Here is a 12,749-nt window from a genome sequence, read left to right on the forward strand (position 1 = left end):
AGCCGGGGACAGGTGCCAGACCCCCGGCCGGCACTGGTCGGACAAATAGTGCGGCGCTGGAATTTTCTATACACTAGCCGTTTTTCCGGGGTGGCCCAGAGCGCACTTGCCGGGACCGCGCCGGTGCCGTCTGCCGGACGCAAGTGTTTGTTATGGCAATGGTTCATCGCCACCGGGCGATCACCGTGGCCGCGTCACCACCAGTTCACAGCCAAGCGCCGCCGGAACGCGGTGCTCTGACCGGGTCCAGCACAACCATGCGACTGAAAAGTATCAAGCTTGCGGGTTTCAAGTCCTTCGTTGACCCCACCACCGCCCTGTTTCCGGAGAACCTCACCGCGGTCGTCGGCCCGAACGGCTGCGGCAAGTCCAATATCATCGACGCCGTGCGCTGGGTGATGGGGGAATCCTCCGCCAAGCACCTGCGCGGTGAATCCATGGCGGACGTCATCTTCAACGGTTCCAATGCCCGCAAGCCGGTCGCGCAGGCCAGCATCGAGCTGGTGTTCGACAATGGCGACGGCAAGATCGGCGGCGAATACGCCCGCTATGCCGAAATCTCGGTGCGCCGGATGGTGACCCGCGACGGCCAGTCCAACTATTTCCTCAACGGCACCAAGTGTCGCCGCAAGGACATCACCGACCTGTTCCTGGGGACGGGGCTGGGCGCACGCAGCTACGCCATCATCGAGCAGGGCATGATCTCGCGCCTGATCGAGGCGCGCCCGGAAGACCTGCGTGTCTACATCGAAGAAGCGGCGGGTATCTCGCGTTACAAGGAGCGCCGCCGCGAAACCGAAAACCGCATGCGCCGCACGCGCGAGAACCTGGAGCGGCTGACGGACATCCGCGAAGAACTGGAACGTCAGCTTGAGCGCCTGTCCCGCCAGGCGGCCGCAGCGGAAAAATACAAGCAGTACAAAGAAGAAGAACGCCTGGTCGGTGCCCAGGTGCGGGCCCTGCGCTGGCGTACGCTGAACACCCAGGTGGAACAGATCGAGCATGTCATGCGCGAGCTGGAAGTGGCCGTGGAAGCAAAAGTCGCCGAGCAGCGCCATGTGGATGCCGAGCTGGAACGTCTGCGTGACGGCCATACCGACGTACAGGACCGCTTCAACAGCGTGCAGCAGGAATATTACGCGCTGGGTGCAGAAGTGGCGCGGCTGGAACAGAGCATCCAGCACCAGCGCGAGCGCAAGCAGCAGTTGAACGAAGAATTGATGCAGGTGGAACAGAACTGGCGCGAGGCCAGCGCGCACCTGAGCACCGACGGCGAACGCATTGCTGAACTGGATGAAAAGCTGGCCGAACTGGAACCGGAACTGGCTCTGGTTCGCGAACAGGAAGCCGAGGCCGTTGAACAACTGGCGATGGCCGAGGAACAGATGCAGACCTGGCAACAGGAGTGGGAAACCTTTAACCACAGCTCCGCCGAATCGCGCCGCAAGGCCGAAGTGGAGCAGTCGCGCATCCAGCACCTGGAAACCTCTATCGAACGGCTGTCGGACCGCATCGACCGTCTGAGCAAAGAGCAGGGCAGCCTCGACGCCGGCCCGCTGTCGGCCGAGATGCGCCAGTTCGAGGAACAGCAGGCGCAACTGCGCGAGCAGGCCGAAGAAGCAGAGATGCGCTCGGAGAGCGTGCAGGAACAGATCAACAGCATCCGCCGCGACAACGGCGAGCGCGGTCGCCAGCTTGATGAAGACCGCGACCAGTTGCAGAAAATGAAAAGCCGCCATGCCACCCTGGAAGCATTGCAGAAAGCCGCCCAGGGTGACGATGGCCGGGTGTCGGAGTGGTTCGAGCGGCATCAGTTGCAGCAACGTCCACGGCTGGCCGAAAAACTGGATGTGCAGCCAGGTTGGGAGCGCGCCGTGGAAGCGGTGCTGGGCGACAGCCTGCAGGGGCTGTGTGTCGAAGGCTTCGATCAGGTGGAACAGTGGCTGGGCGACCTGTCCCATGGCCGCGTCTGCCTGCTGGCACCGAGCAACGCTGCCAAAGACGGTGCACACGGCCGGACGCTGGCGGCCCTGGTCAGTGGTCCGGTGCCGGCGCAGCTTGGCCAGATTTATGCGGTGGAGTCGCTGGCCGACGCGCTGGCACTGCGCGGCCGTCTCAGCGCTGCTGAGTCTGCCGTGACCCGCGACGGCATCTGGGTCGGCCCGGACTGGCTGCGGGTGGTGCGTGAGCAGGACCAGGAAGCCGGCATTCTGGAGCGGCGTCGTGAACTGGAGCGGCTGGAAGACCAGATTCCCGAACTCGACGCGCGAGTGGCGGAAAACCGTGCGGCACTGGAGGCCGGCCGCGAACGCGTGCAGGAACTGGAACACGAGCGCGAAGAAAGCCAGCGCCAGGCGTCGCGCATCAACCGCGATCTGGGCGAGCTGAACGCCCAGATCAGTGCGCGTCAGGTGCGGCTGGAACAGATCACCATGCGTCGCGAGCGCCTGGGCCGTGAGCTGGACGAAAGCCGCGAGCAGCGCACGCAGGAACAGGAACAACTGAAAGAAGCCCGCTCGGTGCTGACCGAAGCACTGGACGCCATGGAACAGGACAGCGGCCAGCGCGAAGCGTTGCTGTCACGCCGTGACAGCGCCCGCTCGCAGCTGGACGAAGCCCGCCAGAAAGCCCGTCAGCAACGTGACCAGTCGCATCAACTGGCGATGGAAGTGCAGGGCGCACGCACCCAGGCAGATTCATTGCGCCAGGGGCTGGTGCGTCTGGATGCGCAGGTCGCCAGCCTGACCGAGCGCAAGGCGCTGCTGGAACGCCAACTGGACGAAGGCGATGATCCGGGCATTGAACTGAAAGCGCAGCTGGAAGAAAAACTCGGTCTGCGCCTGGAATCTGAAACCCGCCTGCAGTCGGTGCGTCGCGAACTGGAAACCATCGATCACGAAGTGCGCAACCTGGACGGCCAGCGCCAGCAGTTTGAGCGTCAGGCACAGGAAGTGCGCAGTGCGCTCGACGGCAAGCGCATGCAGTGGCAGGAAATCAAGGTGCGTCGCAGCACCGTGCAGGAACAACTGGCCGAACAGCAGTTCGATCTGCAGACCGTGCTCGAGAACCTGCCCGAAGACGCCGCCGAGGACACCTGGAACCAGGAACTGGAAGCCATTGCCGCACGTATCAGCCGGCTGGGCCAGATCAACCTGGCCGCGATCGACGAGTACAAGACCCAGGCCGAGCGCAAGGAATACCTGGATCGCCAGAACGCTGACCTGGATGACGCCCTGAACACGCTGGAAAATGCCATCCGCAAGATCGATCGCGAAACGCGAACGCGCTTCAAGGAATACTTCGACCGCATCAACAAAGGCCTGCAGGAGCTGTTCCCGAAAGTGTTTGGCGGTGGGCACGCCTACCTGGAACTGACCGGGGAAGATCTGCTCGACACCGGCGTGGCCATCATGGCGCGTCCACCGGGCAAACGGAACAGCACCATCCATCTGCTTTCCGGTGGCGAAAAAGCGCTGACGGCACTGTCGCTGGTTTTCTCAATTTTTCAATTGAACCCGGCGCCGTTCTGTATGCTGGACGAGGTGGACGCGCCGCTGGATGACGCCAACGTCGGCCGTTTCTGTAACCTGGTGCGCGAGATGTCCGGCGTGGTGCAATTCATTTACATTACCCACAACAAGATCGCCATGGAGATGGCCCATGCGCTGATGGGGGTCACCATGCACGAGCCAGGCGTGTCACGGCTGGTATCGGTGGATGTGGACGAGGCTGCAGAGATGGCCGCGCTGTGATCATAGAGGCTGTTTTTTCGGGGTGTTGGGGTAGTACAAACAAGGAAGAGGCAAGGTAATGGGCCTGAATCTGGAAACCCTGGTAGGCATTCTGGTCATTCTGATCCTGCTCATCATGGCCGATGGGCTGCGCAGAATGCTGCGTGAGCGCAACACCCGGCTGCGCATGAAGATCGAACCACGGCAGCACCGCGAGGACGCGGAGGCCGGGGGTGGAGATCGCTTCAACCCGGAACTGCCTTCCGGTGGCGCGCGGGTGGTGCAGCGCATTCTGGAGCAGCGTGCAGCGGCCGAGGAAGAAGCCCGCGAGCGCGAGCAGCCTGAGCGTCCCGCGTTTCGGGCTGCCACCCAGCAGCCGCTGTTCGAGGCCGATGACGAACCGGATGACGTGCCTGAGGTGCCGGCCCGCGCCGTGCCGCAGGACGACATCGAAGACGATCTCCCGCCAATGCGGGCCGAACGCGAACCGGCCCCGGTGCGGGAACCGGCGCCCGTCCGTGAACCGGCGCCGGCGAAACCGGCCGCGCGCCCGGCAGCCCGCAGGCCCGAGCCACCACCGCGTGCGGAACCGGCATTGCTGGAAGTGATTGTGGTGCACCTGATCGCCCCGCGCGGCCACCGTTTCGACGGCCGTGAACTGCTGCAGGAATTGCTCGAGAGCGGCATGCGCTTTGGTGAAATGAACATTTTCCACTGCCACCGTCAGGAACAGGGCGAAGATGTGTTGCAGTTCAGCATGGCCAATGCCGTAGAGCCGGGCACCTTCGATATTGACGAGATGGACCGCGAGCAGTTCGCCGGCACCACATTCTTCCTGAAACTGCCGGGCCCTGGCCGGCCGCTGGCGGCGCTGGACCGGATGCTGGACACCGTGCGCACCCTGGCCGAACGACTCGGCGGCGAACTCAAGGATGAACAGCGCAGCGTACTGACGCCGCAGAACATGGAGCATATGCGCCAGCGGGTGCAGGAATTCGAGCGTCGCCTGCACCTGAAAGAACAACACTGAATGCTTCACGGGCGCGGTCCGCCGCGCCCGCCGCCACATGACGGAACCATCCCATGAGCACATCCGCCGAGACGCCTGGTGCCGAAGCTGCCCGCCTGCGGGCCCGGCTCAACGACTGGAGTTACCGCTATTACGTGCTGGATGACCCGGCGGTGCCGGATGCCGAGTACGACCGGCTGTTTCGGCAACTGCAAGCGCTCGAGGAGGCTCACCCGGAGCTGATCAGCGCGGATTCGCCGACCCAGCGTGTCGGTGACCGCCCCCTGGAAGGGTTCGAGGAAGTGCGTCACGAGGTGCCGATGCTTTCGCTCGGCAACGCGTTCGATGACGCAGACCTGATGGATTTCGACCGTCGCATTCGCGAGCGCCTGGACCTGGACGGTGACGTGGAATATGTCGCCGAGCCAAAGCTCGATGGTCTGGCGGTGAGTCTGGTGTACGAAAACGGCCAACTGGTCCGGGGTGCCACCCGGGGTGATGGTCAGACCGGTGAGAACATCACCAGCAATATCCGCACTTTGCGTTCCGTGCCGCTGACATTGCGGGGCGACGCTCCCGCACTGGTGGAAATCCGTGGCGAGGTCATGATGACCCACGAAGGCTTTGCCGAGTTGAACGAACGCCAGCTGGCGGCGGGCCTGAAAACCTTCGCCAACCCGCGCAACGCGGCCGCCGGCAGCCTGCGCCAGCTCGACATGAAACTGACCGCACAACGGCCGCTGGAATTCTTTGCCTACAGTGTGGCACGCCTGGAGGGCCAGGACTGGCCGGCGCGTCACAGCGAACTGCTGGAGAAAGTGCGCGACTGGGGGCTGCGGGTGAACCGGGAAGTGCGTACCTGCGCCGGTGTCCAGGCGTTGCGTGCCTTTTACGACGACATTCTCAAACGTCGCGACCGCCTCGGCTACGATATCGACGGCGTGGTGTACAAAGTCGACCGTCTCGACTGGCAGAACGACCTGGGCTTTGTCTCCCGCGCACCGCGCTGGGCTGTTGCGCACAAATTCCCCGCCCAGGAAGAAATCACCGTGCTGCGCGAGGTGGAATTCCAGGTCGGCCGCACAGGGGCGATCACGCCGGTCGCCCGTCTGGAGCCAGTCCAGGTAGGCGGCGTCACCGTCAGCAATGCCACCCTGCACAACATGGACGAAATCACCCGGCTGGATTTACGCATTGGCGATACGGTGGTGATCTATCGCGCCGGCGATGTAATTCCGAAAGTGGTCAGTGTGGTCACGGAGCGGCGCCCGGCGGATGCCCGGCCGATCAGCCTGCCGGCGCATTGCCCCGTCTGCGGCAGCGAGATCTTTACCCCCGAAGGCGAAGCCATTGCCCGCTGCACCGGCGGCCTGATCTGCAGCGCCCAGCGCAAGGAGGCGCTGCGTCATTTCGCCTCCCGCCGGGCCATGGACATCGAAGGGCTTGGTGAAAAACTGGTGGATGCCCTGGTGGAACAAGGGCTGGTGCACACCCTGGCCGACCTTTATCGCCTGGAGGCGGAGCCCGTGGCGGCGCTGGAACGCATGGGCGAAAAATCCGCGACCAATCTGATTGCCGCGTTGGAAAAGAGCAAGCAGATGCCGCTGTCGCGGTTCCTGTTTGCGCTGGGCATCCTCCAGATCGGCGAGGAAACGGCCAAAGCCCTGGCCAGTTCGTTTGGGGAATTGCCGGCGATTCGTCAGGCGGACGAGATCCTGTTGCTGGCGGTGCCGGATGTCGGTGGCAAGGTGGCGCAGTCTGTGGCCGCCTTTTTCCACGAAGCCCATAACCAGGAGGTGATCGACGAGCTGCTGGCGCTGGGGTTGACCGCCCGGGGCAACGGCGCGCCCGCGCCGGAATTTGTCGCCCGCCTGACGGTGGCGCATGTGCTGAATGCCGCCAAGACACTGAACGCGCCGTTGCAGGGCATCGGCCAGAAATCACTGGAGAAGCTCGGCGAGCAGTTCGCCGATGTAGGAGCGTTGCTGCACGCCGATGCCCAGGTGCTGGCCGATGCCGGCCTGCCAGAGAATGCCGCCAGTGCGGTCCGGGCCTGGCTGTCTGATGCAGACTGGGCGGCGCGCCTGCAACGGTGCCATGAACAGATCGCTGCACTGCGTGAGCGCGCGCCCGCCACCGAGCAGGTGCAGCGTCCGCTGGCAGGGCAGACCTGGGTGCTGACCGGCAGCCTCGCCTCGCTCACCCGCGACCAGGCCAAGGCCATGCTGGAACAGCTCGGCGCCAAGGTGGCAGGCAGCGTGTCGAAAAACACTGCGTGCGTGGCGGCTGGCGAAGCCGCCGGCAGCAAGCTGGCAAAAGCGGAAGAACTTGGCATTCCGGTGCTCGATGAAGCCGGCCTGCTTGCCATGCTGGCCGAACACGGGTTAACTCCGTCTGCATGAGACCAATGTGGTTAGTGCTGACAGTAGTCATGACGCTGGGCAGCGGCTGCGCGATGAGCCCGCCGGAGAATGTGGATAATGCCTGCGCCATCTTCGACCAGCGCGGTGGCCTGTTCAATAACTGGCAGCGGTACGCGAAGAATACCGAGAAGGAATTCGGCGTGCCGGTGCCGATCCTGATGGCGACTATCTATCAGGAATCGCGCTTCCAACCGCGCGCCCGGCCGCCGCGCACCAAACTGCTCGGCTTCATCCCCTGGCGGCGTCCGTCGAATGCGTTCGGTTACCCGCAGGCGCTGAATTCCACCTGGGACTGGTACCAGGAGGCGACCGGCAAATCCTTTGCGCGGCGCTCGAAATTCAAGGATGCGGTGCACTTTGTGGGCTGGTACCACGACCAGTCGCACCGTCGCAACGGCATCGCCAAGACCGATGCCTACAATCTGTACCTGGCCTATTACGCCGGGCACGGGGGCTACGCCCGCGGCACCTATCGCAACAACCGCGGCATGCTCAACAGCGCAGCGCGGGTGGCCAGCATGGCGCAGACCTACGACAGCCAGTTGCGCGGCTGCGGCCGCCGCTAGCGTTCAGAACCAATCCGGTGGCCGGACGGGGAAGCCGCCACGGACAGCATCAATCACGGGGGAGGCGAATGGATTCCGAATCCATTGTCTACGGATGTATCAAGCACCTGCCGTTCGGCGAGCTGGTGCAGCGCAAGGCGAGCTGCATGCACAACCGCCGCGCGATCCGCCAGTTGCCGCAGGCCGATGAATGGCCGTTCCTGTGCCGCGAGATGTTCGCCGTGCCGGGCGATGACCTGATGGGCGGCACCTTCCAGACCCAGGTGATCCATTTCGGCATGTCCTACCAGGCGGTGGAATACGAATGGGAGCACTGGATCCGCAAGTTCGAATCCCTGCTCAGGCAGATGTACTGGGTCAGCGCCGTGGTGCATCTGGAAACCGAACTCTCCGGGCACCATACCTTTGTCTGGGATGCCACCGACGTGTGCCACGAGCCCAGCGACCAGCCGCTCAGGGTGCGCTGCGAATGGGCCCGAGAGGGGGCCATCGCCTGATGCAGGTTGTCGGCTGTTTCGCCCGTCCAGCGGCACGTTTATGGCGTGGGAGGCACAATGCGCCAATCTGTGGCAGGATAGCCCGGCCATGAAGGGAGCCAGTTCTATGCGATATACCCCCAGCCTGCGGCGCGGGAACACGCCGGGCATGCAGCCGCCGCCACGCGGTGACGCGCTGCAAAGCGAAAGCGCGCTGCTGGAGCGCCTGCTGGTCAGACGCTTCGGTCCGTTGCCGGAAGCCCTGGCGCTGCGCCTGAAACTGGCGGAATCCATGCAACTGGAAACCTGGGCCCAGCGCATGCTGCAGGCCGAATGCCTGGAACAGGTGTTTGCCGACGCCTGATACCTGTTACGGCGCCTTCCCGGGCGCCGCCGTTTCCTCTCCTCCCAGTACATCCCGCAGCCCGTCCAGCCGGGCGCGTGCCGTGTCGGCGTGCGCCCGCGTCGTCGATTGCCAGTTGTCCGGCTGCTCACGCGCCACGGCCGTGGCCAGGGCCGGTGCGGTCAGCAGGCCGGCGGCGTCGTGGCAGTGGGCCGCGCCGTCTGGCAGCGCACGGCCTTGCACATAACCGTTCTGGATCGCCTGGGCATCCAGGGTGGGCAATTGGGCCGGCAGTTCGCGGACGGCATCGAAGTACTCCGTGCAATCGGTGTGACGCAGCGCCACGCTGTCCAGCAACGACAGCGACTGGTCGAGCAGCGCCCGGCTCAGGGATTCCGCCAGGTCTGGGTTGCCGTCGTTGATGGCGTCCAGCAAGTCGTCGAGGGTGTGCCGGTAGTGTTCGGTGAGGGCCTGACTGTCGGGCAGGGTCTGTTCTGCCCGGTCGGCAATGGCCGCCGTGTCGGCGCCCGTGTCGCCAGGGTCGTTACAGCCGCCGAGCGGCAGTATCAGCAACGGGAACAGCAGGGCATAGCGGGGCAGCGCAGGACTTTTTCCGGGGTTCTCAATCGGGTTCTCCATGGGGTTCTCCTCCGGCCTGGCCTTGTGGCCGGCCTGTCGCCTGAAGAGCCCATGCTAGGAACGGGGCGCGGCGCTTCACAAATCGCAGGCGTGCTTTTTGTGAAATGCGCCCCGCCGGCACGGGGCCGGCGGGGGCAGCCGGCGATCAGCCGGCGTCGCGCAGGCGGCGGGCAGCCTGCACCATGTTTTCCAGTGCGCTGCGGGTTTCCTCCCAGCCACGGGTCTTCAGCCCGCAATCCGGGTTCACCCACAGTCGCTCTGCCGGGAGGTTGGCGGCGGCTTTCTGCATCAGGCCGACAATCCAGTCCACCTCCGGCACGTTTGGCGAGTGGATGTCATAGACCCCGGGGCCGATGTCGTTCGGGTAGTGGAAATCCTCGAACGCTTTCAACAGTTCCATGTTCGAGCGGGACGTTTCGATGGTGATCACGTCGGCGTCCATGGCGGCGATGGATTCGATGATGTCGTTGAATTCCGCGTAGCACATGTGCGTGTGCGTCTGCGTGTCATCGCGCACGGCGCCGGTGCTCAGGCGGAAACAGTCCACTGCCCAGCCGAGGTAGGCCGGCCAGTCGGCGCGGCGCAGCGGCAGGCCCTCGCGCAGGGCGGGTTCGTCGATCTGGATCACGCGGATGCCGGCGTCTTCCAGGTCGAGCACTTCCTGTCGCAGTGCCAGCGCAAGCTGCTCACAGGTTTTCTGGCGCGGCTGGTCATCGCGCACGAACGACCATTGCAGGATCGTCACCGGGCCGGTGAGCATGCCCTTGACCGGCTTGTCGGTCAGCGACTGTGCATAGGCGCTCCAGGCCACCGTCATCGGTTGCGGGCGGCTTACGTCGCCGAAGATCACCGGTGGTTTTACGCAGCGCGAGCCGTAGCTTTGCACCCAGCCATTCTGCGTGAAGGCAAAGCCCTCCAGCAGTTCGCCGAAGTATTCCACCATGTCGTTACGCTCGGCTTCGCCGTGCACCAGCACATCGATGCCGATTTCTTCCTGATAGCGGATGCACTGTTCGATTTCCCGGCGGATGGCGGCGTCGTAATCGGCCTCGCTCAGGGCGCCTTTTTTCAGGTCGCGGCGTAGCGCGCGGATTTCCCGGGTCTGCGGGAACGAGCCGATGGTGGTGGTCGGGAACGCCGGCAGTTTCAGCGCCTGTTGCTGGGCGCTGATGCGCGTCTCGAACGGCGACTGGCGATCACGCGACACGCCATCCAGCACTGCCATGTATGCTTGCACTGCCGGGTTGTGGATGCGCGGCGAAGTGGCGCGTGCAGCGATGGCGGCGCGTTGGCCGGCCAGTGCTTCGGCCGCCTCCGCCGGTGCATCCAGCGCCTGCGCAAGCAGCGCCAGCTCGTCCAGTTTCTGCCGGGCAAAACTGAGCCAGCCTTTCAGTTCCGCATCCAGTTTCTGTTCATGCGCCAGGTCCACCGGCACATGCAGCAGTGAGCAGGACGGTGCCAGCCACAAACGTTCCCCCAGTTGGGCACGGGCCGGCTCGATCAGCGCCAGGGCCTTGTCCAGATCGGTCCGCCATATGTTGCGGCCGTTGATGACACCGGCAGAGAGGATTTTCTTGTCGCCCAGCCGGGGCAGCACTGCCGCAAGCTGTTCCGGCGCGCGCACCAGATCCAGGTGCAGGCCGGCTACCGGCAGTGCCAGCGCGGTGAACAGGTTGTCGTTCAGGCCGCCGAAGTAGGTGGCCAGCAGCAGCTTGACCGGGCCGGCGGTGAGCTGGTCATAGACGCGCAGCAAGGCGCGCTGCCAGGCGTCCGGCAGATCCAGCACCAGAATCGGTTCGTCGATCTGTACCCATTCCACGCCCTGGTCGGCCAGCCGTGCCAAGACCTCGCGGTACACCGGCACCAGCCGTTCCAGCAGGTCCAGCTTGGCGCTGTCGCCGGCGCTGGTGTAGGCGTCGCCCTTGCCCAGCCACAGCCAGCTCAGCGGGCCGGGAATGACCGGCTTGGCCTGGTGGCCCTGGGCCTGCGCCTCGGCCACCTGCTCGAACAGGCTGTCGCGGGCGATGCGGTAGGTCTGCGACGGGTGCAGTTCCGGCACGATGTAGTGGTAGTTGGTATCGAACCACTTGGTCATTTCGCAGGCAGCGGCAGGCGTGCCACTGGGTGCGCGGCCACGGGCCATGCGGAACAGGGTGTCCAGGTCCACCGGCTCACCGGCGTCCTGGCCGAAGCGCGGCGGCACGGCGCCGAGCAGGCAGTTCCATTCCAGCATCTGGTCATACCAGGCGAAATCGCCCACCGGCAGCAGGCTGATGCCCGCCTCGGCCTGGGCAGCCCAGTGCCGGGCGCGCAGTTCGCGGCCCACATGCTCAAGCTCCGAGCGTTGCAGGGTGCCGGCCCAGTAGGCCTCCTGGGCCTGTTTCAGTTCGCGTCGCGCGCCGATGCGCGGGAAGCCAAGCGTGTGCAGCGTGGTCATGATCTTGTCCGTTCGGTGGTGAAAGGGTCTGCGCAGCCACGGCGGCCACGTCCAGTCAGTGGGCTATTGTGACGAGGACACAATGTGAGACAAAATCAAGTTCCGCATATGAACTATGAGATTGTCTCATGTTAGAGCTGCGCCATCTGGAAACCCTCACCGCCATCCGCGAAGGCGGCAGCCTGGTGGAGGCCGCCGAGCGGCTGCATGTCACCCAGTCCGCGCTGTCGCACCAGTTGCGCGACCTGGAAGACCGGCTGGGGCTGCAACTGCTGAACCGGCGCACCCGGCCGCTGCGCTTCACCACCGCCGGGCTGCGGCTGCTGGGGTTGGCGGACGAGGTATTGCCGCGCCTGCGTACCGCCGAGCGCGAACTGCGGCGGCTGGCGGCGGGCCAGACTGGCCGGTTGCACCTGGCCATCGAGTGCCATTCCTGCTTCCAGTGGCTGATGCCGGCGCTGGATGTGTTCCGCAGCCAGTGGCCGGACGTGGCGCTGGACCTGTCGGCGGGGTTTTCCTTTGCCCCGATCCCGGCGCTGGTGCGCGGTGACCTGGACCTGGTGATCACCTCTGACCCGGTGCCGATGGACGCCGTGAGTTATATCCCGCTGTTCCGCTATGAGCTGGTACTGGCCGTGGCCCGCGACAGCGCGCTGGCGGCGCGTCGTCATCTGGCACCGGATGATCTTGCCGACCAGACTTTGATCACCTACCCGGTGGAGCGGGCCCGACTGGATATTTTCACCGCGTTCCTGGACCCCGCCGGCGTCGAACCGGCGGCGCAGCGCACCGCCGAACTGACGCCGATGATGGCGCAGCTGGTGGCCAGTGGCCGGGGCGTGGCGGCGTTGCCGAACTGGGCGCTGACCGAATACCTCGACCAGGGATTGCTGAAGGCCGTGCCACTCGGTGCCGAAGGGGTGTGGCGCACACTGTACGCCGCCGTGCGGGTGGAGGAGCAGCACGCACCCTATCTGCAGGATTTTCTCGCCGTGGCGCGGGAGCTGTGTTTCCGCGACCTGTCCGGCATTCGCATGCCGCGCGGGCAGGGCGCGTAGCGGCGTAGCGCCAGCATTGCGCAGGCGCCGCAACCTGCCACAGTGAACCCTTTTCCGCGCCCGCCGG

At 65.0% G+C, this 12,749-nt stretch carries 9 protein-coding genes; 7 read left to right on the forward strand and 2 right to left on the reverse strand.

What is annotated here, in order from left to right; translation table 11 throughout:
* Positions 1 to 257: 257 nt before the first annotated feature.
* The 6 genes from smc (at position 258) to S7S_RS06520 (ending at position 8,569) form a co-directional block, all read left to right on the forward strand.
* Positions 258 to 3,752 (forward strand): chromosome segregation protein SMC, encoded by a 3,495-nt coding sequence (gene smc / locus S7S_RS06495; protein WP_008739012.1) that lies wholly within the window; start codon positions 258 to 260, stop codon positions 3,750 to 3,752.
* 58 nt (positions 3,753 to 3,810) lie between these two features.
* Positions 3,811 to 4,761, forward strand: a complete 951-nt coding sequence (gene zipA / locus S7S_RS06500) for a cell division protein ZipA (protein ID WP_008739011.1) — start codon at positions 3,811 to 3,813, stop codon at positions 4,759 to 4,761.
* A 53-nt stretch (positions 4,762 to 4,814) separates the two neighbouring features.
* A complete protein-coding gene (gene ligA, locus S7S_RS06505) occupies positions 4,815 to 7,142 on the forward strand; it encodes an NAD-dependent DNA ligase LigA (protein WP_008739010.1) in 2,328 nt (775 codons plus the stop codon).
* Between the two features lie 5 nt (positions 7,143 to 7,147).
* Positions 7,148 to 7,729, forward strand: a complete 582-nt coding sequence (locus S7S_RS06510; RefSeq protein ID WP_238582947.1) for a transglycosylase SLT domain-containing protein — start codon at positions 7,148 to 7,150, stop codon at positions 7,727 to 7,729.
* Positions 7,730 to 7,797: 68 nt separating this feature from the next.
* Entirely contained in the window at positions 7,798 to 8,226 is a 429-nt protein-coding gene (locus S7S_RS06515) for a hypothetical protein (protein ID WP_008739005.1), read from the forward strand.
* Between the two features lie 106 nt (positions 8,227 to 8,332).
* Complete coding sequence (locus S7S_RS06520) at positions 8,333 to 8,569, forward strand: transposase (RefSeq protein WP_008739003.1); 237 nt, start codon at positions 8,333 to 8,335, stop codon at positions 8,567 to 8,569.
* Positions 8,570 to 8,575: 6 nt separating this feature from the next.
* On the opposite strand, the gene S7S_RS06525 is transcribed toward S7S_RS06520, so the two are convergent.
* Positions 8,576 to 9,187 (reverse strand): hypothetical protein, encoded by a 612-nt coding sequence (locus S7S_RS06525; protein WP_008739001.1) that lies wholly within the window; start codon positions 9,185 to 9,187, stop codon positions 8,576 to 8,578.
* 145 nt (positions 9,188 to 9,332) lie between these two features.
* Entirely contained in the window at positions 9,333 to 11,624 is a 2,292-nt protein-coding gene (gene metE / locus S7S_RS06530; RefSeq protein ID WP_008738999.1) for a 5-methyltetrahydropteroyltriglutamate--homocysteine S-methyltransferase, read from the reverse strand.
* 128 nt (positions 11,625 to 11,752) lie between these two features.
* On the opposite strand from metE, the gene S7S_RS06535 reads away from it, so the two are divergent.
* On the forward strand, positions 11,753 to 12,682 hold the full coding sequence (locus tag S7S_RS06535; RefSeq protein WP_008738996.1) for a LysR family transcriptional regulator: 930 nt from the start codon (positions 11,753 to 11,755) through the stop codon (positions 12,680 to 12,682).
* Positions 12,683 to 12,749: the final 67 nt, after the last annotated feature.

This window comes from Isoalcanivorax pacificus W11-5, assembly GCF_000299335.2.
Classification (GTDB): Bacteria; Pseudomonadota; Gammaproteobacteria; order Pseudomonadales; family Alcanivoracaceae; genus Isoalcanivorax; species Isoalcanivorax pacificus.

Bases quoted from the DNA above. Each gene is read 5' to 3' on its own strand.
- S7S_RS06510 (WP_238582947.1), top strand. From the start codon at position 7,148: ATGTGGTTAGTGCTGACAGTAGTCATGACGCTGGGCAGCGGCTGCGCG.
- metE (WP_008738999.1), bottom strand. From the start codon at position 11,624: ATGACCACGCTGCACACGCTTGGCTTCCCGCGCATCGGCGCGCGACGC.
- S7S_RS06535 (WP_008738996.1), top strand. From the start codon at position 11,753: ATGTTAGAGCTGCGCCATCTGGAAACCCTCACCGCCATCCGCGAAGGC.
- smc (WP_008739012.1), top strand. From the start codon at position 258: ATGCGACTGAAAAGTATCAAGCTTGCGGGTTTCAAGTCCTTCGTTGAC.
- S7S_RS06515 (WP_008739005.1), top strand. From the start codon at position 7,798: ATGGATTCCGAATCCATTGTCTACGGATGTATCAAGCACCTGCCGTTC.
- S7S_RS06525 (WP_008739001.1), bottom strand. From the start codon at position 9,187: ATGGAGAACCCGATTGAGAACCCCGGAAAAAGTCCTGCGCTGCCCCGC.
- ligA (WP_008739010.1), top strand. From the start codon at position 4,815: ATGAGCACATCCGCCGAGACGCCTGGTGCCGAAGCTGCCCGCCTGCGG.
- zipA (WP_008739011.1), top strand. From the start codon at position 3,811: ATGGGCCTGAATCTGGAAACCCTGGTAGGCATTCTGGTCATTCTGATC.
- S7S_RS06520 (WP_008739003.1), top strand. From the start codon at position 8,333: ATGCGATATACCCCCAGCCTGCGGCGCGGGAACACGCCGGGCATGCAG.